The sequence below is a fragment of the Pseudomonas sp. 5Ae-yellow genome (assembly GCF_014077575.1).
GTDB classification, from domain to species: Bacteria; Pseudomonadota; Gammaproteobacteria; order Pseudomonadales; family Pseudomonadaceae; genus Halopseudomonas; species Halopseudomonas neustonica.
Window position 1 is genome coordinate 1 of sequence record NZ_JACGWE010000046.1, and the last position, 21,331, is coordinate 21,331.

General features: G+C 56.0%; 20 protein-coding genes and 1 pseudogene. 14 read left to right on the forward strand and 7 right to left on the reverse strand.

What is annotated here, in order from left to right; translation table 11 throughout:
• Nucleotides 1-167: 167 nt before the first annotated feature.
• The 3 genes from H4J77_RS17100 to H4J77_RS17110 all read right to left on the reverse strand — a co-directional run bounded on the left by H4J77_RS17100 (nt 168) and on the right by H4J77_RS17110 (nt 3,744).
• A complete protein-coding gene (locus H4J77_RS17100) occupies nt 168-1,001 on the reverse strand; it encodes a hypothetical protein (protein ID WP_182249618.1) in 834 nt (277 codons plus the stop codon).
• 86 nt (nt 1,002-1,087) lie between these two features.
• Nucleotides 1,088-1,927, reverse strand: coding sequence for a DUF3883 domain-containing protein (locus H4J77_RS17105; RefSeq protein ID WP_182249620.1), 840 nt, complete (start codon nt 1,925-1,927; stop codon nt 1,088-1,090).
• A 113-nt stretch (nt 1,928-2,040) separates the two neighbouring features.
• Nucleotides 2,041-3,744 carry a class I SAM-dependent methyltransferase gene (locus H4J77_RS17110; RefSeq protein WP_182249622.1) on the reverse strand — a complete coding sequence of 568 codons (1,704 nt, stop codon included), beginning with the start codon at nt 3,742-3,744 and terminating at the stop codon, nt 2,041-2,043.
• Nucleotides 3,745-4,287: 543 nt separating this feature from the next.
• Between H4J77_RS17110 and H4J77_RS17115 the strand changes: the two genes are divergently transcribed.
• Nucleotides 4,288-5,343, forward strand: coding sequence for an FAD-dependent oxidoreductase (locus H4J77_RS17115; protein ID WP_182249624.1), 1,056 nt, complete (start codon nt 4,288-4,290; stop codon nt 5,341-5,343).
• A gap of 221 nt (nt 5,344-5,564) precedes the next feature.
• Here the strand turns inward: H4J77_RS17115 and H4J77_RS17120 are convergent, their stop codons facing one another.
• On the reverse strand, nt 5,565-6,146 hold the full coding sequence (locus tag H4J77_RS17120) for a hypothetical protein (RefSeq protein ID WP_182249626.1): 582 nt from the start codon (nt 6,144-6,146) through the stop codon (nt 5,565-5,567).
• A gap of 225 nt (nt 6,147-6,371) precedes the next feature.
• Here H4J77_RS17120 and H4J77_RS17125 point away from each other — a divergent pair, with 225 nt between their 5' ends.
• Nucleotides 6,372-6,983, forward strand: coding sequence for a LysE family translocator (locus H4J77_RS17125; protein ID WP_182249628.1), 612 nt, complete (start codon nt 6,372-6,374; stop codon nt 6,981-6,983).
• 148 nt (nt 6,984-7,131) lie between these two features.
• On the opposite strand, the gene H4J77_RS17130 is transcribed toward H4J77_RS17125, so the two are convergent.
• A complete protein-coding gene (locus tag H4J77_RS17130; RefSeq protein WP_182249630.1) occupies nt 7,132-7,530 on the reverse strand; it encodes a RidA family protein in 399 nt (132 codons plus the stop codon).
• A gap of 141 nt (nt 7,531-7,671) precedes the next feature.
• On the opposite strand from H4J77_RS17130, the gene H4J77_RS17135 reads away from it, so the two are divergent.
• From H4J77_RS17135 to H4J77_RS17165, 8 genes and pseudogenes are all read left to right on the forward strand, one after another.
• Nucleotides 7,672-8,598, forward strand: coding sequence for a LysR family transcriptional regulator (locus tag H4J77_RS17135; RefSeq protein WP_182249632.1), 927 nt, complete (start codon nt 7,672-7,674; stop codon nt 8,596-8,598).
• Nucleotides 8,599-8,622: 24 nt separating this feature from the next.
• Nucleotides 8,623-9,024, forward strand: a pseudogene (locus H4J77_RS20005) (DUF1810 domain-containing protein); the annotation flags it as partial.
• A 48-nt stretch (nt 9,025-9,072) separates the two neighbouring features.
• The gene (locus H4J77_RS17140; protein WP_404940792.1) at nt 9,073-9,684 is read left to right on the forward strand and encodes a class I SAM-dependent methyltransferase; all 612 of its coding nucleotides are present in this window, start codon (nt 9,073-9,075) and stop codon (nt 9,682-9,684) included.
• Nucleotides 9,685-9,766: 82 nt separating this feature from the next.
• Complete coding sequence (locus tag H4J77_RS17145; protein WP_123889211.1) at nt 9,767-10,168, forward strand: MbcA/ParS/Xre antitoxin family protein; 402 nt, start codon at nt 9,767-9,769, stop codon at nt 10,166-10,168.
• The gene (locus tag H4J77_RS17150; RefSeq protein ID WP_182249634.1) at nt 10,162-10,860 is read left to right on the forward strand and encodes an RES family NAD+ phosphorylase; all 699 of its coding nucleotides are present in this window, start codon (nt 10,162-10,164) and stop codon (nt 10,858-10,860) included. The genes H4J77_RS17145 and H4J77_RS17150 overlap by 7 nt, the downstream gene beginning before the upstream one ends.
• A gap of 160 nt (nt 10,861-11,020) precedes the next feature.
• Nucleotides 11,021-11,770 carry a MauE/DoxX family redox-associated membrane protein gene (locus tag H4J77_RS17155; RefSeq protein WP_182249636.1) on the forward strand — a complete coding sequence of 250 codons (750 nt, stop codon included), beginning with the start codon at nt 11,021-11,023 and terminating at the stop codon, nt 11,768-11,770.
• A 166-nt stretch (nt 11,771-11,936) separates the two neighbouring features.
• Nucleotides 11,937-12,098, forward strand: coding sequence for a hypothetical protein (locus H4J77_RS17160; protein ID WP_158611250.1), 162 nt, complete (start codon nt 11,937-11,939; stop codon nt 12,096-12,098).
• Between the two features lie 142 nt (nt 12,099-12,240).
• On the forward strand, nt 12,241-13,542 hold the full coding sequence (locus H4J77_RS17165; protein ID WP_182249638.1) for a serine hydrolase: 1,302 nt from the start codon (nt 12,241-12,243) through the stop codon (nt 13,540-13,542).
• A 57-nt stretch (nt 13,543-13,599) separates the two neighbouring features.
• Here the strand turns inward: H4J77_RS17165 and H4J77_RS17170 are convergent, their stop codons facing one another.
• The gene (locus tag H4J77_RS17170; RefSeq protein ID WP_123889215.1) at nt 13,600-14,286 is read right to left on the reverse strand and encodes a DUF4197 domain-containing protein; all 687 of its coding nucleotides are present in this window, start codon (nt 14,284-14,286) and stop codon (nt 13,600-13,602) included.
• A gap of 92 nt (nt 14,287-14,378) precedes the next feature.
• Between H4J77_RS17170 and H4J77_RS17175 the strand changes: the two genes are divergently transcribed.
• The 4 genes from H4J77_RS17175 (at nt 14,379) to H4J77_RS17190 (ending at nt 21,156) form a co-directional block, all read left to right on the forward strand.
• Nucleotides 14,379-16,895 (forward strand): membrane-bound PQQ-dependent dehydrogenase, glucose/quinate/shikimate family, encoded by a 2,517-nt coding sequence (locus tag H4J77_RS17175; RefSeq protein ID WP_182249640.1) that lies wholly within the window; start codon nt 14,379-14,381, stop codon nt 16,893-16,895.
• Between the two features lie 116 nt (nt 16,896-17,011).
• A complete protein-coding gene (locus H4J77_RS17180) occupies nt 17,012-18,883 on the forward strand; it encodes a bifunctional UDP-sugar hydrolase/5'-nucleotidase (protein WP_182249642.1) in 1,872 nt (623 codons plus the stop codon).
• A gap of 220 nt (nt 18,884-19,103) precedes the next feature.
• The gene (locus H4J77_RS17185; RefSeq protein ID WP_182249644.1) at nt 19,104-19,370 is read left to right on the forward strand and encodes a DUF4212 domain-containing protein; all 267 of its coding nucleotides are present in this window, start codon (nt 19,104-19,106) and stop codon (nt 19,368-19,370) included.
• Between the two features lie 16 nt (nt 19,371-19,386).
• Complete coding sequence (locus H4J77_RS17190; RefSeq protein ID WP_182249646.1) at nt 19,387-21,156, forward strand: sodium:solute symporter family protein; 1,770 nt, start codon at nt 19,387-19,389, stop codon at nt 21,154-21,156.
• Nucleotides 21,157-21,211: 55 nt separating this feature from the next.
• On the opposite strand, the gene H4J77_RS17195 is transcribed toward H4J77_RS17190, so the two are convergent.
• Nucleotides 21,212-21,331, reverse strand: a 120-nt coding sequence (locus H4J77_RS17195; RefSeq protein ID WP_182247079.1) for a transposase, incomplete at its 5' end; no start/stop codon positions are given.

The window sequence follows — 21,331 nt, forward strand, 5'->3', positions numbered from 1 at the left end:
GAAGCAAGGTGCTTTGACCTCGGTGTTCACCCTGGATAAACCGTTTCATGGGAATCCTTGCGATGGAAGTGTCGGAAATCATAGCAAGGATTTGTCAGGACGTTTTTACACACCCTGGGCCGAAAGCTGCCATGTACTCATCCAACAAAACCACCCTGCCGGTTGTACTACTGCCGTGCAAACCGAATCCGATCTAGCTCCACACTCGCAACCACATTCTGCAGACCTGCAGCCGTGAGGCTCGCCTCACACATGGCTCTCTGTTCCTCTAGCCAAGTTGGCTTACCGGAAAAATGGCTCCAGAACTCATGGTCCGCATTCAATTCAGAATTGCGACTCTTAAACAGCAAGGTCGGTATCAGGCCCACACCATTCGCCAGGGGCAAAAGCTCTCTTTCAGAGAGCAGGCATCTACGCATTATCACCCTGTGATAATGAGCTATAGCCATAACCTGCATGATGTGAAGCACGCAGGGCGGATGGTCAAAACCGGCACCCAGTGAAAGATAGTAGTAGCGGCTGAAAGATTCATCAGCGATGTCAAAGAACTCTTCTAGTACGATCGAGTAGACGCCTCGGGATTGTTGATTGAATGACTGGGCCGAGGATGTCACGAAATGTAGCTTGAACCGATCGGACTGGAGCTGACTTCGGGCCTCAAACCAATTGTTGAGGCGCTCAGGTGATTTGTAGCTGTTGATTGTTCGATGCGCGCTCTGGCTCCTACCGTTCAACCATCCGGGGTCCAGGTCGAAGAGATCATTTATCCAATCGATATGACCTTGCGTAAGAACGGGTGAGAGGTGCTCTGGCGTTGACCAGCAAATAGCCGGTATTTGCAACACCCTTGGTAGCAATGCATTGATCTCGGTGGACGACACACCATGTGCCTCGAAGGTATCTAGTAAGCGTTTGGCCTGTAAAAATACCGGATTTCGTTGGTTTCGCATCCAACGCCACGAGGCCGAGATCATGTCTACGGTGTCTTTTATGGTTATCACGGATCAATACATCCTTTTGCAGGCGATACTTTCTTGAGTGTGCGACGGCAGCATTCGTGACTGCGCTTGCTCTTTTAAGTCTGTCATTAACCCAAGGACGCAAGATAGGTGACCGGATCAAGTCGGAGCCGTTGGTGCATGTCTCCTGTTAAAGCGAACATCCGTGGCTTTGTTCTGAATTCAAAGAGTCGATAGAGGTGATAACGCTCGGACGTAACCTTGGAAAACTCAACCTCGTTTCGACTGATGTAGAAGGGCGTTGCCTTTGCAAACGCAGTGGTCTTCACCTCGATAAACCTTTCCCTGCCGTCGGTTTCAAACGAGAGGATGTCATAGCCGACACCATCTCCGCGCTTAGCAGACGTGTGCTCCACCTTGCCAGCAAGCGAGCCGAAGCCACTGCGTTCTAACCGCTGTTGCTCGTAGCTAAGCACTAACTCTTCCCCAGCGAGGCCAAGCGCTCGGTTCCGGGCTTCACGTTCCACGTAGTCGCGTTTTGCGGCCAGAAATCTTGGTTGATAGGCGGATTCGTTGATTTCTATTGGCTGCGGCGTTGGTTCGACCCAGTAGTCGAAGTCCACACCCATTGGGACAATCGCAGGTTGCTCGCTAGCATGACGTGCTGCCTGGTCGAATATTGGGTCGTTTACTAGCGTTTCTATGACCTCTTCGACGAGCAACGCCTGGTAATTGCCAAGCGGTTTGTAACCGACAATCCACGGGCACTCGAGCTCATGCAAGACAGCGCTGATATTTTGATGCTTACGCTCAATAGAGCCTTCTGATCGGCCCTGCAGGAGCATCTGCAAGGCTCGCCGATGGTGGGTTTTATTGTATTTTTGCCCATTGAGTTGCTGCACAAGCATTCGTTTGTAATCAGCGACCGCCAAGCGGACTTCCTCATGGGTCCAGGGTCCGTTCGCCATGTTTACCATTCCTTATAAGCCCCATAGGGCGTCAATGAGATTCAAAATTTTAAGTTACTTGCCTTCATCGCTCTGCCAGCCCGCTATTGCCTACGCCAAAAAGCAACGGAAACTCAGTTAAGCGACCACTCCGCCAATTGCTGACTGGCCTTCAACTTCGCCCGCTGATGCTGCATCGCAGCAAATATATCGTCCACACCGCTCTGCTGGGTAACCAGTGGCAATGCCGCTTCTGACTCAATCAAGAACCGCTCAGAGAACTTCTGCTCCGAGACATAGGCTTCTTCCCACCAGTCGAGAATCAGATCTTTCGAGTTCTCCAGGAGTAGGGCGGAGGGTAGCTTGTCGCCTTTTTTACCGTTAATAGCTTCTGCTGCGGGTACCAGATTCCACAGGTCGTTATTGAACCAGTGAGCCCAGGGGAAGCAGTGATCAACGGCGTAACGATCAGGGCGCAGTTGTTTGTGGCTCCAGACGCAGAAAATATCGTGGCCGCCTAGTTGCATTGCGTTAACACGGCTTCTGACTTCCGCCGTGTCTCGCCTATCTTCATTCCATTGTAGTGCGCGTTCGTAGACGCTTGGATCGTACTGCATGCTCCATGAGCGCATCAGCCGGGTCCATTCACTCAGTATGGCGGGCTCCAGCCAGCAGGCGTGCTGGGAGAAGGTTTGCCATAGGTAGGTCGGCACTCTGAATGTGCCGAAGTCGCTAAGCGTCTGTTTGTTGCATTGCCAACTTCCTTTGGAGAAGCGCTTGGAAATCCGGTTGCACTCGAATACCGGTTTGTCCTGGCCTGGATAGGTAATGTATTTGGCAGGCATGACTTCGATGTTGGTACAGATATTTTTCAGGGTCGCGATCAGGTTCAGCGAGGTCTCTGGATCGAATGTGGCACCCACGCGCAGATCGTAAGTGGAGAGGGTATTCAGCTTGTAGAAATGACCACTGCTTGCCCAGCCATAGCCCTTTTGGTTTTCATGGACGGCTGTTGGGGTCTGGATGAGGTTGTGCTTCAGGACCAGGGGCATGTACATCTTCAGCCAGTAGAGTGCGACCAGGCCGAAGGGTATTTCCACCCAGGCTTCATCCCGCTTGGTGACCATGCCGGGTGCGCCTTCAGCTATACGGATCAGGGCGCGCAATAAACCTAGTTTGTAGGAGGCGGACTTGTTGTCATTGACGATGATGTGCCTGAGCAACGGCAAGCTGCCGCTGCCATCGTCGGGCAACACAAAAGCCATGCAGTCCCATTCTATGCCCGTGCGGGTGACGTCTGGTTGCCGGATAATAACTTTCGGGGCGAGGGCGCGGCCTTGGGCGAGTATCTGGACTTGCTGGGCTGTGACTGGGTGGAAACGCTGTTCCTTGTCTTCGCCAATACGCAACGAGATCACTAGAATGCCGCCTGGTGCCAATAGGTCGCTGATGATGCGCATCGCACGCTCGTGTTGGTCAGGCTTCAGATGCATCCATACGGCGCTGATCAGGATCAGTTGGAATCGTTGATCCAGCGAGCGCAGGCGTTTAAGGTCGGGGAGGGCGTCATCCAGCCAGGTTACCGAGCCGGTTTTGCAGTGTTGCGCTGTGGTGTGGGCCTGGCCGAGGGTCCGGAGTTTTTCGCTGGGTTCTACAGCTGTGACGGTCCAGCCCAGCTTGGCGAGCCAGCATGCGTCCCGTCCTGATCCTGCGCCGATATCACAAGCAAGGCCGGGTTGGGCTGGCAACAGATGACGCCAGGCAGAATGAACTACCTCCGGGTCTACGGCCTGGTAGGCAGCAAAGAGCTCGTCCGCACGTTCGATGTAGTAATCCATGTAATGACATCTCCGTCTCAGCCGAGTGTATCGGTTGCGTGGTGGGAGTCAATCGAGAGGGGCTGCGACGGGCCGCCAGGGATGTTAATGCCCAGCAGATCGGAAGTAGTGTTCAGATTAACGTTTCTGGTTATCTAGCAATCAACTAGAGAAAAAAGGTCGGATCGATATTTCTGCGGTTCGTGTGATGCGGACTAGTTGTTAACGCAGAAGCTGCAAGCTAGCACGGCCGTCATCGAATAATTTTGGTCAGATGACGATTGATTCCTGGGGCGTTGATTTTTAGGTGCAATAATGTGATCACAGAACGGCCTGAATCAGCTGGACCTAAATGGTGGGCCAGCTCTGACGAGAAAATACAAATAGGCAACGCACATCAAGCATTGATGTAGTAGAGGCGTCTCACGTTTGATAAGTAGGCGTGACGGATATTGAAAGCACTGCTCGTGATAATAGACTGACAGCAAGCCTCATGCTGAACTGACCGCCGTATTTCAGCGGCGCTCAGCTATCAGCGCTCCTTCCCGCCCTCCGAGGTAACCCATGACTGAAACAAAAATTGCCATTATCGGCGGTGGCTTGGCAGGGCTGTATGCCGCGTACCGGCTTCGTCAGCAGGGCATCGCGTTTGATCTTTTTGAGGCGCGCAATCGGCTAGGCGGCCGCATTCTGTCAACCGAATCAGGTGGCTTTGATCTTGGGCCTTCGTGGTTCTGGCCGGACTTTCAGCTGCGTATGCATAATCTGGTGTCTGAATTGGGTTTGCCGGTGTTTGAGCAATACACCACCGGAGCGACCATGCTGGAGGACCGGGCTACGGGTGCTGTGCGCGGCGCGGGGTATCTACCGGGTAATACGTCGATGCGCGTTGAGGGCGGAACCGGTCAGCTGGTGCGGGCACTCGCGGGCTTATTGCCGCAAGAGCATATGCACCTGAACGCTGAGCTGAAGGCCGTGCATCTGGAAGAGCAGGGGTTGCGTCTGGTGTTTGCTGGCACGCTAGGCCAGCTGCCTCTCTACTCGCATGTTTGGCTGGCGTTGCCACCTCGACTGACTGCGAGCATTCAATTCAGCCCATCGCTGCCTGAGCAGAATGTGCAGGCGCTGATGGCGGTACCGACCTGGATGGCAGCGCACGCTAAATATGTCGCGCGCTATGCCACGCCGTTTTGGCGTGAGGCGGGGTTATCGGGTGATGCCTTCAGTCGTATTGGCCCCTTGGCTGAAATTCACGACGCGTGCAATGAACAGGGCGCTGCGTTATTTGGCTTTTTCGGGGTTAATGCCGCGCAGCGGGCAGGTCTGAGTGCGCTTGAGCTTAAAGCTGCTTGCCGTGTTCAGCTGGTCCGTTTGTTTGGTGAGCAGGCGGCAGAGCCGATTGACGATTCCGTTTACGACTGGGCGGCTGATCCCTATACGGCAACAGCGCAGGACCGTATCTCATCGGGCGAGCATGGTTCACTGGATTCCAGGTTTACGTTCGCACCGCCATGGACAGGCCGCGTGCAATTGATCGGGAGCGAGGCAGCGGTTGAGCAGGGCGGCTATATGGAAGGCGCGCTGTCTGCAGTAGAGAGGGTATTGGCCGGGCTAAAATGACGACAAGAAAACAGCCGGTGAAACGCTGCTGCGCTTGCCACTCTCTTAGCTGTTGACCTGGCGTCAGCTGGGCAAGGATATGGAAGTTTAAAAACCGATCACTCCACAATCGGCTAACTAGAGGGCGCATTGCGCCCTCTTTATTTTGCTTATTAAGGCTGATCGGCTCGACCATGCTCTCTATATAGAAGTCATCTAAGGTCGGTTTTCCGAGCTGCTTACTAATGGCGCCCTGAACCTTGCTGGCGAATATCGCTGCCGTAGCTGCGATGCTGGTTACTCGGTGGGCTCTGTTGATACGGCAGTGGCCGGGAATTGCGCAGCATGCTGTCGCGGTTCCGAATCTGAATTTCACGCTCGTAGGCACGCTGCTCTTTGTACCGCTGTTGTTGTGCGCGGTAATCCGGCCGTTGATATTGGTTATTTTGCTGCTGACTGGGGCGCTGGTGCTGCGGCCAACGATCGCGAGGCTGATTGTATTGATTGTGCCTGTTGTACCCGGGTTGCTGGCCATAACTGGGCTGTTGATATTGTTGCGGCACCTGATGCTGCCTCGGCTGCTGATGTTGTAGGCCGGGATAATAGTTGTATTGCTGCACTTGGCCCTGCTGGCCGTAGATGCGCGTGGATTGGCCATAGGTCTGCCGGTTTGGCTGTACGATGATTACCCGCGGCTGCGACTGGTATACCTGAGCATGCTGCTGAGGCGCAGAGTTGTAGGGGCTGGCATAGAGGTCGTTGGCACAGCCACTGAGCAACAGGGTTGAAATGCCCATAAGGGCGACACTACGAAGTATGTTCATTTGACTGTCTCGCTTAGGCTGACCGCATTCATACCGGCGTCCGATGCATCCTGCAGCGCGGGAATCATTCATATGACAACAAAGTGAAGGTAAAACTGCGTTTTAAATGTAACTTTACGTGGATTCGTTCAGGCAATGCCGTTGGCTGGGGGCTATGGGCGTTGCCCAAGCCTTGAACGGCAGAACGAAAATATCTGAGTAGTAAGGCTGCCATGGAACCCACACATGCAATTTGAAACCTGGTTGATCTACGTTCTGGCGGTGATTGGTTTGTCTCTCTCTCCGGGGCCTAACGGCCTGTTGGCGCTTTCCCATGGCGCCTTGTACGGTCGCCGCATGGCGCTCTACACCATCACGGGCGGTTGCGTTGGCTTTGTCATGGTGATCGCGGTGTCGATGTTTGGCATCGGGGCCTTGCTCAAATCATCGCTGTTCTGGTTGAGCGTCCTGAAATGGGTGGGCGGTGCTTATCTGGTCTGGCTTGGCATACAAATCTGGCGCTCGCCACCCATCGGGTTACCCGCTCGCTCAGCTGTGGTAGCCAAGTCCGGTAGGGTGCTGTTTAGGCAGGGCCTGCTGGCTGCCATCAGCAATCCCAAGGTGATTCTGTTCTTCGTCGCCTTCCTGCCCCAATTCATTGATCCAACGCGCAGCCTGTTGATCCAGTTTGCCGTGCTGGCGAGCACCTTTGCCGTCGTCGAGTTCAGTATCGAGTTGCTGGTAGCCAGCTTGGCGAGCCGAATCAGCATCTGGTTGACGCGGGTCGGGCGTCGATTCAATCAGGGCTGCGGTGCAGCGTTTATCGCTATTGGTATAGCGCTCCCACTGCGCACCTAATGCGCCATGAGATGGATAGTTGCTCGGATACAAATGCAGGGCTTAGCAGTGAGAAGGTGGGCTAGTTGATGCTATCTGCCAGCAAAGCGCTGAACAGTGCACGAGGAGCGCTGGCAGATAGCTGTTGGTGCTGCGCGCGAGGGCAGCGTTACGCCTCAGGCAGCTTGGCAATGACTTTGATCTCAAAGTCGAACCCGGCCAGCCAAGTCACACCCACGCAGGTAATATTGGGGTAGGGCGCTGCGCCCCAATGCTTTTTCACTACCGTAGGCCAGATAGTCTCGAAGCGTGATTGCGGGTCGACGATAAACACGGTCACGTCTACTACATCGTCAAAGCTGCTGCCGGCCGCTTCCAGGATGGCATTCAGGTTCTTGAACGCCAGCGCTACCTGATCCAGCAGGTCTGGCTCGGGTGTGCCGTCTGCCTTGCTGCCCACCTGCCCAGAGACGAATAGAAACCCGTTGGAACGAATGGCCGGTGAGTAGTGGTGTTGCTCGTATAGCGTATGGCGCCCCGCGGGAAAGACTACGTCACGTTTGCTCATAACTACCTCTTCAATGGATTGTGGCTGGCTGTTAAAGCCCGATGAGCAGACTCTAGGCGCTTGCGCCTGGGCGATAAACGAGCAAAAGTAGCCTTCACTGTTTGTGAATCCCGAACAATCCTCTAGCTAACCGAGGCAAAAATGGACCGTTTTGATGCGATGCAGGCCTTTGCCAGAGTGGTGGAGGCGGGCAGCTTTACCAAGGCGGCTGAAACCCTGCACATGAGCAAGACGACCGTTACGCAGCTGGTGCAGCAGCTGGAAGCGCGGCTGCGCGTCAAGTTGCTGAACCGCACAACCCGCAAGGTCAACGTGACTGCTGATGGCGCGGTTTACTACGAGCGGGTGATCAAGCTGTTGGCTGAGCTGGAAGAGGCCGAGACCAGCCTACCTGGCGTTTCCGCATTGCCCTCGGGGCGGCTTCGAGTGGATGTGCCGAGTCCGCTGGCGAGCCTGATTCTGGTGCCGGCGTTGCCCTCTTTCTATGCACGTTACCCGGATATTCAGATCGATATGGGTGTGAGCGATCGGGTGGTGGATATGATTGATGAGAACGTCGATTGCGTGGTGCGCGGTGGCGAGTTGACCGATCTATCGTTAATGGCGCGCAAGGTAGGCGATCTAGAAATGGGGATCTTTGCCGCCCCGAGTTACCTCGAGCGCTCCGGGACGCCCGCACACCCCCGGGAGCTTGAAGGCACGCACCACCGTACCGTAGGCTTTTTATGGGCTCGCACTGGCCGGGCGCTACCCTATGCCTTGCGCAACAAGACCGAGCAGCTGCACATCAATGGCCAGCACGCACTGGCCGTGGACGACGGCGTTGCCTATCTTGCGGCGGGCCTGGCCGGGCTCGGTGTGCTCTGGTTACCCAGGTATATGTCGCGCACTCACGAGGCAGACGGCCGGCTGGTAGCGCTATTCGAGAACTGGACGCTGGAGCCTATGCCGCTGTACGTTGCGTACCGGCCCAACCGGCATATCAGCCTGAAGCTAAGGGTCTTTATCGATTGGGTCGCCGAGCTGATGGCAGAGCACGCGCCCGTGGCCGACCGCCGCCCCACATGACTGCCGACCGGAGCCGCAAAAACCATGTCTGATGCTTACCACTTGCAGCGTTTTCTCGACGCGCAAGCTGATACCTACCAAAACGCGTTGGCCGAGCTGAAGGCTGGCCACAAGCAAACGCACTGGATGTGGTTTGTATTCCCGCAGATGGCGGGGCTGGGGCGCAGTGATATGGCTCAGCGCTACGCCATTAAGGGTATTGATGAGGCGCGTGCCTATCTTGATCAGCCGGTGTTGGGCCAACGGCTGGAGGAGTGTGCGCAGACGTTGCTTGGCTGGCGTGAGCGCTCGGCCCGGCAGATTCTGGGTACGCCGGATGATCTGAAGCTGCGCTCCAGCATGACGCTGTTCGCGCTGGCTGCGCCGCAAAATCCGTTGTTTGCCGAGGTGCTGACGGCATTCTTTGCCGGTGAGCACGATGAGCAAACGCGGCAGCTGGCCGGGGCAGGGCACGCGCCTGGGGCGCAGGATGAACTGGCGCGGCTGGCCCAACTTACCCTGCAGCATTATCAGCTCAACGCAGAAAGCTTTCGCGAAGGGACGCGCGATCACGATGTGAGCCAGAATATGGATGCTTTGCTGCGGCATATTCAGGCGCCAGCGCCCTTGCAGATTCTGGATGTGGGTTGCGGGCCGGGGCGTGACTTGCAGCGTTTTACCGCGCTGGGCCATCACGCGACGGGACTGGATGGCTGCGAGCGCTTTGTGGCCATGGCCCGCGAAGACAGTGGGTGCGAGGTGTGGCTACAGGACTTTTTGGCACTGGATCTGCCTGCGCAGCGCTTTGATGGCATTTTTGCCAATGCCGCGCTCTTTCATATCCCCAGCCGCAAACTGCCCACTGCGCTGCGGCAGTTACATCAGAGTCTCAAGCCAGGCGGCGTGTTGTTCTGCTCCAATCCACGGGGTGACGATCAGGAGGGCTGGACCGGCGACCGTTACGCGGCCTATTACCGCTTGGAAACCTGGCAAGCGCTGATGCAGGCTGCGGGTTTTTCCGAGTTGGAGCACTTTTACCGGCCAGCGGGTTTGCCACGCGAGCACCAGCCTTGGTTGGCTAGCGTTTGGCGGCGCGAAAAGCGCTGAGCCTGGTAAGCTCTATAATGTGTTTGCAAATAGGTTTTATGTGGATTAGTGTCTATAGATACATTCTTTGCTGGGCTTGAATATGCTACCTGCAACCGCTACCGACACAGGCAAAAATACCGCGGCCACCGGCCTGCGTGCTGCCGTCGCCATTCTCGATAAATGGGGCGCCAGCGGTGAGCAGGGCCAGGCGATACTGCGGGTATCACACAGCACCTATGCGCGCGCCAAGCGCAAGGACGGCATCAAGTCGATCAGTCTGGACCGTGATCAATTGTCCCGCGTGAGTTTTGTGCTGAACATTCATGCAGCGTTGCGGATGATTTTTGATAATCCGGAAAACCTCTATGGCTTCATGCGCATGCCGAATGACAACGCGTTTTTCTTTGGTCGGTCACCGCTTGAGGTCATGGGTGAGGGCGATATCATCGCGGTGTACGAGACCTTTCGGCGCATCGATGCCTTGCGTGGTGGCCAGTGGTAACGGCAAGCGAGCTGCCCGTATTACCGGCAGCGATTATTCGCGCGTATCGTCTGGTGCACTCGAAATATCCGCCGATTGCGATCTTTGATGATGTGGCCAGTGTGGATGAGTTTGAGGAGCTGTATGCGCTGCAGGCGCTGACCAATCCACGCATGCTGAGCCAGGCCGGTAGCCTGGACAGGCTGCCACGTAACGATATTCCCTTCGGTATTCCCGGTTGCTCCTACGCGACTGCCCCCTTTACCCATGTGAGCCCCGACGGCTCGCGCTTTAGTGATGGCTCTTTTGGGGTGTTGTACTTGGCAGACACCATGGAGGCCGCCATCGCTGAAGTGCGTTACCACCAGCAGGCTTACTGGTCTCAGGTACCCGACCTGCGCTACGAGCGTTTTGTCTTTCGTGGCCTGACGGCGCGTTTTGATGAGGCCGGCACGCTGGATGCGCTGAGCATTTCCCGTGAAGATCCGATTTATTCACCCACCGATTACACGGCTGCCCGCCAGTTGGGGAACAGCGCCCTGAAAACGCAGGCAACCGGGCTACGCTTTCACTCGGTGCGCCAGCCAGAAGGTGTTTGTTGGGGGCTATTTACCCCTCGGCAGGTAGTGTCGGTAGTGCAAACCGCGCATTACGAGATGATCTGGAGCGGTGAGATCGCCGCGGTGCATAAGCTCTCCACCCGCATCGGCTGATGCCGGATTAAACACAGCCCAGTCTGGGGCGGCCATCCTTGGCCCCGCAGGCCTGGGCCCGAAGACTCATTGAACATTCCCGCCGGATAGCCTGTCGACATTCGTTGCAACAGTTATAAAAGCTGCGCGCCAACGTGCAGCCCAAACGCGAGGTGACGACATGACGGAGCATTCACGCGACGCAAAACTCTATCGCATGGTAATGAAAGATCACATCTGCCCGTTCGGGCTCAAATCGCTCGATCTACTCAAGCGAGAGGGCTATGAGGTAGATGATCACTGGCTCACAACCCGCGATGAGACTGAGAGCTTCAAGGCAACGCATGAGGTAGAGACCACCCCGCAAACCTTTATTGGCGGCGAACATATTGGTGGTTATGACGAGTTGCGCCGGTATCTGGGCAAGCCAGTGAAAGACCCTGACGAGGTGACCTACCAACCGGTTATCGCAGTGTTTGCGGTAGCGTTTTTGATGGCGCTGGGCGTCAGTTGGGCGTCGCTAGGTACCCTGTTTTCCATCCGGGCGCTGGAATGGTTTGTCGCTATCTCCATGTGCATCCTGGCCATCCTCAAGCTGCGCGATCTTGAGAGTTTCTCCAACATGTTTCTTGGCTACGACCTGCTGGCCCAGCGCTGGGTGCGGTACGCCTATCTGTACCCCTTCGGTGAGGCGCTAGCTGGCATTTTGATGATCGCCGGGGCGTTGCTGTGGCTGGCCATTCCGGTCGCGCTGGTTATTGGTAGCGTGGGGGCTGTGTCGGTGTTCAAGGCGGTGTACGTGGATAAGCGTGAGCTGAAGTGCGCCTGCGTGCGCGGCGATAGCAATGTGCCGCTCGGCTTTATCTCACTGACGGAGAACCTGATGATGGTAGGTATGGCTATTTGGATGCTTGTTGGCTCGCTTGGCTAGGCCTGCCGCAGCGTGCAGAGCACGACGGCACGAGCGGGGCGGTTGTAAGTCTGAGGTCATGAGCCACACTGGGTATGATTACTGGCGGTAACCTTTTCCGAACCTATGGGCCAATCCGCTATCACAGTTACAGGGCCGCTCACTTTCGGCCCACCAGGAGGTAAGTATGACGACTGATCAAAAACACCCCGGTGAAAACAATCTGCCGCATAAACCTACGCCTGAGGAGGAATCACCCCACAGCAAGTGGGAAGGTGAGGTCACCAGCGAAGATCTGAATGAGGTAGATGCCGGTGAGCTTGCCAAGCGACTGAAGGACGACGAATAAGCGTCTGCGCATTCACTGCGCTTATGGCTGACCAATCCCGTTGGCGGTTGCGTTTTCAGTCGCTTGCATTGCAGGTGCGGGCTGATTAGCTTCAATGCAGAGGCAAGCAACCACACAACAACAAGACAGGATTGGATCAGCCATGCTTAACGCCGTTGGTTTCGCCGCGCAACAGTCGCGCATTTTTTGTGCGCCTGCAAAGTCAGATACGCCCAGCTTTCCGGATTCCGCCAGCGTCGCCCTGAGTAAGCTGCATTATATGCAAGGCTTCCCGCCGCCAGCGGATAAGCAGATAACGCGCGCTGAGTACCTGGCGCAATTTCCCAAAACGCGCTGGGCCTTTCAGCATATGCGCGAGCTGATCCCCTCCCGCCAGATAGCCTGCGGTCGGGCGCCGGTAACGCAGCTACCGGTCAGCAGCGAGCAGCAGAAGGCCATCGACGCACTCTCAATTGAACTGAGTGATGGCTCGCACATTACCTTCGCTGACTTTCTGAACCTGTCCTACGCCGATGCGCTCCTGATCATCCATAAGGGGCAGGTGGTGTACCAGACCTACCCGAATATGGCAGCGGAGCAGAGCCCGCATATGCTGTGGTCGGTAACCAAGTCCTTTACCGGGCTGGTTGCCAATATGCTGATTCTGGAAGGTGAATTGAACGCAGAGTCGCTGGTGACTGAGCATATTCCAGAACTGGCGGAGTCCGGCTGGGCGGGCGCAACCGTGCAGCAAGTGCTCGATATGACGGCCGATGTGAAGTACTCGGAGGTCTATGCTGACGGCACCTCTGATGTGATCAACTACGGCCTGTCTGCTGGTATCACTCAGCACCCGGACTGGACCGGGCCCGCCAGTCTGTACCAGTACCTGCCCTCGATTGGCGCCGCTCGCGCGCATGGCGAGCACTTTGTCTATCGCACCGTGCACAGCGAGGTGCTGGGCTGGATTATTCGTCGCGTCAGCGGCAAGGAGCTGGCGCAACAGATTGCAGAGCGCATCTGGAGCAAACTGGGCGCCGAGCAGGATGCCTACATTCTGCTGGATGGCAAAGGTACCGAGTGGGCTGGGGCAGGGTTGAATGCCAGCCTGCGTGACCTTGGCCGGTTTGCCGAAATGCTGCGCCAGAATGGCCGCTACAACGGCCAGCAGGTGGTACCGGCAGAACTGATCGAGGAGATTCAGCGTGGTGCTGATCGTGAGGCTTTTGCGCGCTTTGGTCGTGCGGGCATGGACGGCTATTCCTATCACAATCAGTGGTGGGTAGCGCACAACCCGGACGGAGTATTTGAGGCTATGGGCGTGCATGGGCAATTGGTGCATGTGAATCCGGGCGCGGAGCTGAGTCTGGTGCGCCTAGGCTCGCATCCGATCGCGACCAACGACTACACGTACGATATGACGCGACGCGTTACCACGGCATTAGCTGATTTGCTGAGGGGCTGAACGACAACGCCGCACTCCAAGTGCGGCGTTGTTTAGTGATCAAGCGAGCGTTAACGCCTATTGCAAACTACCGAACACGCGTTTCGCGATGTTGGTTGCTGCCTGCGCCGGGTTACTGCGGATGTCTGCCTCTTGCGCGGCCATGATTTCGAATAAGCCATCCAGTGTGCGTTCTGTCACGTAGCCTTCGACGCTGGCGTCCTTGCTGTCGACAACGCCAAAGTTGGCGGCTTGCGAGGCAAAGGTATTGTATTGCTGCGCCAGGCCCACCTGGTCAGTGGCATTTTTGACGACCGGCAAGAACAGGGCGCGAATCTGATCACGGCTGCTGCTTTCCAGGTAGTTGGTGGCGGAATCATTGGGGCCGGTCAGAATAGCTTTGGCATCTTGCACGCTCATGTTGCGAATAGCTTCTACCAGCAGGCTCTGGGCCTGGGGCACAGCTGCCTCTGCTGCCTGATTCATCTTATCTTCCAGTTGGCTGATCTGGCCGCCCATGCCCATCATCTTCAGGGTACGGGACGCTTTGCCAAGATTGCCCGGTAATTCGATGCGCACATCCGGGTTGTCGCTGAAGCCGCCAGGGGCACTCAACTCTTTCACCGCCATGTCGGCACCCTGAATCAGCGCGTCCTTGAGGCCCGCACCAGCATCCTGTTGACTGAGGTCAGACAGTGAAAGGGCGCTGACGGATGTCGAAATCAGTGAGGTAAACAAAATAGCAAATAGCGATAAACGCGGCATGAGCAGCCCTCTGAATAGGTCAGGTTAAAGTCAAAGCTTAGCGCATCAGCTACAATGACGGCATTGAAACATTCTGAAATACTGGAGGAATTATGCTGCGCGTTCTAATCGCACTGCTGATATTACTGTGTGCTCTTGCCTGTGTTGTGGGTGGCACTTGGCTAGGAGTGCTGGGAGGCAGCTGGTTCTATTTGGTGTTGGGCCTACTGTTGGCTGCTGCGGGTTTGTTACTGCTGGCCAAGCGCGCAGTGGGGCTGATGGTCTATGCCGTTGCACTCCTGGCGACGCTGGCCTGGTCAGTATGGGAAGTGGGCTTTGACTGGTGGGCGTTGACGCCGCGTGGCGGCCTGCTTTTTGGCTTGGGCGTACTTTTGCTGATACCGGCGGTGCGCCGCAGTATGCGCTACAAGACCAGTCAGATCGCTTATACCGGCATGCTGAGTCTTTCGCTGCTGGTGTCGGCGGGGGTTGCCGGGTATGCCTTGACTCAAACCCAGGGAATTCAGGGCGCCTTCAGCGAAGAGCGCATGACTGCACCCGTCAGCGAGCAAGTTGCGGCTGATGCTGTGCCTGAAGGTGAGTGGCATGCCTACGGCCGCACTGCTGCCGGTCAGCGGTTTTCTCCGTTGGCACAAATCACCCCAAATAATCTGGGCGAGTTGCAGGAAGTGTGGCGTTATCACACCGGGCAAATTCGCGATGGCGCGGACCCGGGTGAGACTACCTATGAGGTAACTCCCTTGGTGGTGGATGACCGCATGTACCTGTGCACGCCTTATGGTACGGTGATTACGCTGGATCCGACCACCGGTGAAGAGTTGTGGCGCTTTGATCCACAGCTCAAGCAACCACCGACGGTGACCACGCAGCACATGACGTGCCGTGGTGTGTCCTATCATGATGCAGGCCCTGCGGCAGAGCAGGCGCAAGCCGTTAATAACAATGGTATGGACAACGCTGCACGCTTGCAGATGAGCGCCTCTGAGGTGACGGACAAAGCAGCTGGCGTTGCCCAGAACGTGGCGGCCGGTCAGGCTATGTCTGGCGATGCCAATCCACAGGTCAAGCGTGACGTTGGCTACGCGGGTGGCGCGGTCGGTATCTGCCGCAAACGCTTGTTTGTGCCGACATCCGATGGTCGCCTGATTGCAATAAGCGCCGAAGACGGCAGCATCTGCCCTGGTTTTGGTGGCGATGATGGCACCGTGAACCTGTGGGCTAACATGCCTAATGTGACGCCCGGTTCCTACTACTCCACGTCACCGCCGGTCGTGACTGATAAGGTCATCATTGTCGGCGGCGCGGTTAATGATAATGCGTCGACTACTTCGCCATCCGGCGTTATTCGGGCCTTCGACATCTATACCGGCGACCTGGTATGGAACTTCGATAGCAAAAACCCGGACTCCACCGCGCCTATCGCCGAGGGTGATACCTATTCGGAAAATGCGCCTAACTCCTGGAGCGTGTCGAGCTACGACCCTGAGCTGGATATCGTCTATCTGCCGATGGGTAATCAGTCGCCTGACCAGTTTGGTGGTAATCGCAATGACGCGGTAGAAAAGTACTCGTCCTCGATCCTGGCGCTCAATGCCAGCACCGGCAAAGTCGAGTGGGTATTCCAGACCGTACATCACGACCTGTGGGACTACGACGTACCGGCACAGCCGAGTCTGGTCGACCTGAATATTCAGGGGCAGCGCATTCCGGCGCTGGTAGCACCGACCAAACAGGGTGAAATCTATGTATTGAACCGGGTGACGGGTGAGCCTGTGCTGCCGGTAACCGAAGTACCTGTGCCCCAGGGTGCAGCCGAAGGCGACTTTACTGCACCGACGCAGCCGGTATCGGCGATTTCGTTCAATCCCCCAACCCTGACCGGCAAGGACATGTGGGGCGCGACCATGTTTGACCAGCTGGCGTGCCGCATCCAGTTTCAGCAACTGCGCTATGAAGGCCGCTACACGCCGCCGTCGGAGCAGGGCACGCTGGTGTACCCAGGCAACTTTGGGACCTTCAACTGGGGTGCGGTAGCGATCGATCCTGATCGTCAGATCATGTTCGCCATGCCGGTTTACCTGGCGTTCACGTCCAAGCTGACGCCACGCGATGATGGCACCAGCCGCATCGTGACCAAAGAGGGTGAGCCGATCATCAATGAAAACTTTGGTGCGCCTTACGCAACCACCATGGGGCCATTTACTTCACCCGTTGGCTTGCCTTGTCAGGCACCAGCCTGGGGCTATGTGGCAGGAGTAGACCTGACTACAGGTGAAACCCGCTATCAGCGAGTGAACGGCACTGTGCGCGATCTGGCGCCGGTTCCCTTGCCCTTTGAGATGGGTGTACCCGGCATCGGTGGCCCTATTGTTACCCGTGGCGGCGTCGCTTTCCTGAGCGGCACCCTGGACTACTACGTTCGCGGTTATGACCTGCGCACGGGTGAAGAGCGCTGGAAGTCACGCTTGCCAGCTGGCGGCCAGGCTACGCCTTCCACTTATCTGGGGGCGGACGGTCGTCAATACCTGGTGGTGGTAGCCGGTGGGCATGGTTCAACCGGCACCAAAGCGGGCGACGCGGTAATCGCCTACGCGTTGCCAAAAGAGTAAACCTTTGGCTTTACTGCTGATGGCTGTTTCATGGCTCCGTCATGAAACAGCCACGGTGAGGTAACCAAGACTGAATAGGGTGTTCTGACTTTTAGTCAAAACACAGGAAGTCAGTCATGCTGGATCTACCGCGCAAGAGTTTGCTGGGAGCAATGTTGTCGTTGTCGTTGGTCGGCTGTAACAGCGACAGTGACAAAAAGGAAGAAGACACCTCTGCCGATTCCAGGCTTACCCTCTCTATTGCCCATGTAAACGACCATCACTCTCAGCTCGAGCCCTTTGCTGGCACCAGCATGCGCCTGGATGGCAAGGACATGCAGGTTGAGCTGGGAGGTTTTTCACGTCTCACTACACTCTTCGCTGAAGCCGAGGAGCAATTCCCCAATCTGATCAAACTGCACGCCGGTGACGCTATCACCGGTACGCTGTATTACACCTTTTATCAGGGTGAAGCTGACGCGCAGATGATGAACACCGTCTGTTTTGATGCCTTTGCTCTGGGCAACCACGAATTTGATGACAGTGACGAAGGCCTGAAGACCTTTCTCGAATCACTGGCCAGCGATGAGTGCAATACGCCCGTATTGGCAGCCAATGTGAAGCCCGCAGTTGGCACGCCTTTGGCTCCAGCGGCTGAAGATGACTACATCAAGCCTTATACCATCAAGGAAGTGGATGGGCAGAAGGTGGGCATCATCGGTATCGACATCAAAGGTAAGACGCAGAACTCCTCACGCCCGCTAAACAGCACCGTGTTTCTGGATGAAACCCAGGCCGCGCAAGATGCCATCGATGACCTGAAAGAGCAGGGCGTTGAGCACATCGTGCTGTTGACTCACCAAGGCTACGAAAACGACAAGACTATAGCAGCCAAACTGTCGGGGGTGGATGTGATCATCGGTGGCGACTCGCACAGCTTACTGGGCGATTTCAACTCGGTGGGTTACAGCGCGTCAGGGCCTTATCCGACGCAGGTGACAAATCTGGATGGTGATACCGTGTGTATCGGTCAGGCGTGGGAATATGCCAAGGCCTTTGGTCTGATGCAGGTTGAGTTTGATGCTGCAGGCAAGGTTGAAAGCTGCACCGGCCAGGCATCTTTGGTGATTGGCGATAGCTTTGAGAAGTCCGACGGTAATGGTGGTTTTGTCGCGGTAGATGAAGGCGAAAAAGCCGATCTGATCGCACTGCTGGAGAATGTGCCCGAAGTCACCGTAGTAGCGCCGGACGCAAATGCTGAATCCACGCTGGATAACTACCGCAGTCGTATTGATGAGAAAAAGGCCGAAGTGATTGGCTTTGCCAATGAGGCTTTCTGCCTGGTACGGGTGCCTGGCGAATCGACCAATCGCAGTGCCGGAGTGGCAGGTTGCGAGAACGCGAACCTGCTGGCCAAAGGCAGCGATGCTGCGCAGTTGGTTGCGGAGGCGTTTCTGGACGCGAGCCTGCGTGCCGACTTTGCACTGCAGAACGCCGGTGGTGTAAGGGTTCCGATGTCAGCCGGTGATATAACCTATAACACCGCATTTACCCTGCTGCCCTTTACCAATGTACTGGTGGAGCTGGATATCACCGGGCAGGAGGTCGTTGACGCGCTAGAAGACGCCGTCAGCAATCACCTGGATGCTGCTCAGTCTACCGGCTCTCAGCCATACGCTGCCGGCCTGCGCTGGGACCTGGATTTATCTCAGCCAAAAGGCACGCGCTTCAGTAATGTAGAGGTGAAAAACGGCAGCGGAAGCTGGGTCGCCATTGAACCAGCCACAACCTACGTCATGGTAACCAATGATTTTATTGCCGAAGGCCGCGATGGTTATACCACCCTGGGAGAGGTAACCGACGATGGACGCACAACCAATACCTTCCTGTTGTACACCCAAAGCCTGGTCGACTATCTGCTTAAAACCGGCATGGTAAGCCCGCCGTTGCGCGCCGACTATTCACACCAACAGGTGATCAATGCCAGCGGATCTACCTTGTTGGATTGATGTTGATGACAGGCATGAGGCTTTAGTCTAAGTGCCTGCTTCTGTTTCTAGTCTAAGCCCGTATAAATGATTTTAATCAATCAGTTGTAGGGGTTTTTTAATGCGCTTTATATTGCATATCGCAGCCCTGTATCGCGCACGCGACCAAAGTCTTAGTCTCCTGGTGCCTAGTCGGGTGCTACCTTGTTGAGGGTAATAACAACAACAATTGGAGACGCTAATGTCCTTGTCAAAAGAAGACGCGGCGCGCGGCTACTGGCGGGAAAACCTGCGGTTCATGATGATCCTGTTGGTCATCTGGTTCGCGGTATCCTTCGGTGCCGGCATCCTGTTCGTCGATCTACTCAATAATATCCAGTTCTTCGGCTTCCCGCTCGGGTTCTGGTTTGCCCAGCAGGGCTCCATCTATACCTTTGTGATCCTCATCTTTGTGTACGTCTGGAAGATGAACAGGCTCGATCGCAAATACGACTTCCACGAAGAATAAGAACAGGAGTCCTGCAATGGATACGCAAACGTTGATTTACCTCTTTGTAGGGGCGACCTTCGCGCTCTACATCGGAATCGCGCTCTGGTCTCGCGCTGGCAGTACCAGCGAGTACTATGTCGCGAGTAAAGGTGTACACCCCATCGCCAACGGTATGGCCACTGGCGCTGACTGGATGTCTGCCGCATCCTTTATCTCCATGGCCGGGATTATCGCCTTCGCCGGGTACGACGGCAGCGTCTATCTGATGGGCTGGACCGGGGGCTACGTGCTGCTGGCAATGTGCCTGGCACCTTATCTGCGCAAGTTCGGCAAGTTCACCGTGCCGGATTTCGTTGGTGAGCGTTACTACTCACAGACTGCCCGTGTAGTGGCGGTTATCTGCGTAATCTTTATCTCCTTTACCTATGTGGCCGGCCAGATGCGCGGCGTGGGTATCGTGTTCTCGCGTTACCTGGAAGTCGACATCGCAACCGGCGTTATCATCGGCATGGCGATCGTGTTCTTCTACGCGGTATTGGGCGGCATGAAAGGCATCACCTACACGCAAGTGGCGCAGTACTGCGTAATGATGTTCGCTTACATGGTTCCGGCCATCTATATCTCGATGATGATTACCGGTAACCCCATTCCCCAGATGGGTTTTGGTAGCGAGGTGATAGGCACTGGCCAGTCGGTAATCGAGCGGCTTGATGGGATAGGTACTGAGCTTGGCTTTGGTGCGTATACCGACGGCTCCAAGTCGACCATTGATGTGTTCTTTATCACCATGGCGTTGATGGTAGGTACCGCTGGCCTGCCGCATGTAATCGTTCGCTTTTTTACTACGCCAACAGTACGAGATGCACGTAAATCAGCAGGTTACGCGCTGTTCTTCATTGCGATTCTCTACACTACTGCACCAGCTGTTGCGGCTTTTGCTCGCACCAACCTGCTCAATACCGTGGTTGATGCGCAGTACGAGCAGGTCCCTGCGTGGCTGCAAACCTGGGAGAACGCAGGCTTGATCGCCTGGCAGGACAAGAACAACGATGGCGTGATTCAGTATGGCCCCGGCGCGCCGTTCGCTGGCAGCCCAAGCTTTACCGGTGAGCGAGGTGCCAGTGGTGAGCGTCTGCTCAGCAATGCACCTACTGATGCGGCTACCGAGCTGTACGTCGACCGCGACATCATGGTGCTGGCAAACCCGGAAATTGCCGGTCTGCCGGGCTGGGTAATTGCGTTGATTGCGGCCGGTGGTCTGGCTGCTGCGTTGTCTACTGCGGCAGGCTTGCTGTTGGTCATCTCAACCTCGGTCTCGCATGACTTGCTCAAGAGCAACATGGCGCCAAATATCAGCGAAAAGCATGAGCTCTTGGCTGCGCGAGTAGCGGCAGGTGTGGCCATTGCGATTGCTGGCCTGTTCGGCATCTACCCACCGGGCTTCGTAGCGCAGGTGGTGGCCTTCGCCTTTGGTCTGGCGGCGGCATCCTTCTTCCCGGTTATCGTGATGGGTATCTTCTCCAAGAAGATGAACAAGGAAGGCGCCATCGCTGGTATGGCAGTAGGTTTGACCTTCACCTTCAGCTACATCGTGTTCTTCAAGTTCATCAGTCCTGAATTGAACACGGCGGAGCATTGGTGGTTTGGTGTGTCGCCTGAAGGGATTGGTACCCTGGGTATGATCTTTAACTTCATTGCCTCGGTGGCTGTGGCGTCCTTTACCAAGGCACCGCCGGAGCATATCCAGCACATGATTGAAGATATTCGCGTACCTCGTGGCGCAGGTGCCGCTGTTGATCACTAATGAGAGTTGGTAGGTAAAAAAAGCCCCGATCATATCGGGGCTTTTTTATGGTTCATCACGTATGTCCGGGGAACGCGGCCTTGATCTTCAGGAAGAAGTAATCGGTGTCGCGGTACCCATAGGCCATGCGCTTGATCACTTTGATCTTATTGTTGATCCCCTCAAGCTGGCCGGT

What these genes read in the sequence shown, in the direction of transcription:
- H4J77_RS17170 (WP_123889215.1), bottom strand. Translation starts at nt 14,286, where the DNA reads ATGCCGCGTTTATCGCTATTTGCTATTTTGTTTACCTCACTGATTTCG.
- H4J77_RS17160 (WP_158611250.1), top strand. Translation starts at nt 11,937, where the DNA reads ATGACGACTGATCAAAAACACCCCGGTGAAAACAATCTGCCGCATAAA.
- H4J77_RS17115 (WP_182249624.1), top strand. Translation starts at nt 4,288, where the DNA reads ATGACTGAAACAAAAATTGCCATTATCGGCGGTGGCTTGGCAGGGCTG.
- H4J77_RS17175 (WP_182249640.1), top strand. Translation starts at nt 14,379, where the DNA reads ATGCTGCGCGTTCTAATCGCACTGCTGATATTACTGTGTGCTCTTGCC.
- H4J77_RS17110 (WP_182249622.1), bottom strand. Translation starts at nt 3,744, where the DNA reads ATGGATTACTACATCGAACGTGCGGACGAGCTCTTTGCTGCCTACCAG.
- H4J77_RS17120 (WP_182249626.1), bottom strand. Translation starts at nt 6,146, where the DNA reads ATGAACATACTTCGTAGTGTCGCCCTTATGGGCATTTCAACCCTGTTG.
- H4J77_RS17165 (WP_182249638.1), top strand. Translation starts at nt 12,241, where the DNA reads ATGCTTAACGCCGTTGGTTTCGCCGCGCAACAGTCGCGCATTTTTTGT.
- H4J77_RS17180 (WP_182249642.1), top strand. Translation starts at nt 17,012, where the DNA reads ATGCTGGATCTACCGCGCAAGAGTTTGCTGGGAGCAATGTTGTCGTTG.
- H4J77_RS17105 (WP_182249620.1), bottom strand. Translation starts at nt 1,927, where the DNA reads ATGGCGAACGGACCCTGGACCCATGAGGAAGTCCGCTTGGCGGTCGCT.
- H4J77_RS17145 (WP_123889211.1), top strand. Translation starts at nt 9,767, where the DNA reads ATGCTACCTGCAACCGCTACCGACACAGGCAAAAATACCGCGGCCACC.
- H4J77_RS17155 (WP_182249636.1), top strand. Translation starts at nt 11,021, where the DNA reads ATGACGGAGCATTCACGCGACGCAAAACTCTATCGCATGGTAATGAAA.
- H4J77_RS17185 (WP_182249644.1), top strand. Translation starts at nt 19,104, where the DNA reads ATGTCCTTGTCAAAAGAAGACGCGGCGCGCGGCTACTGGCGGGAAAAC.
- H4J77_RS17125 (WP_182249628.1), top strand. Translation starts at nt 6,372, where the DNA reads ATGCAATTTGAAACCTGGTTGATCTACGTTCTGGCGGTGATTGGTTTG.
- H4J77_RS17130 (WP_182249630.1), bottom strand. Translation starts at nt 7,530, where the DNA reads ATGAGCAAACGTGACGTAGTCTTTCCCGCGGGGCGCCATACGCTATAC.
- H4J77_RS17190 (WP_182249646.1), top strand. Translation starts at nt 19,387, where the DNA reads ATGGATACGCAAACGTTGATTTACCTCTTTGTAGGGGCGACCTTCGCG.
- H4J77_RS17135 (WP_182249632.1), top strand. Translation starts at nt 7,672, where the DNA reads ATGGACCGTTTTGATGCGATGCAGGCCTTTGCCAGAGTGGTGGAGGCG.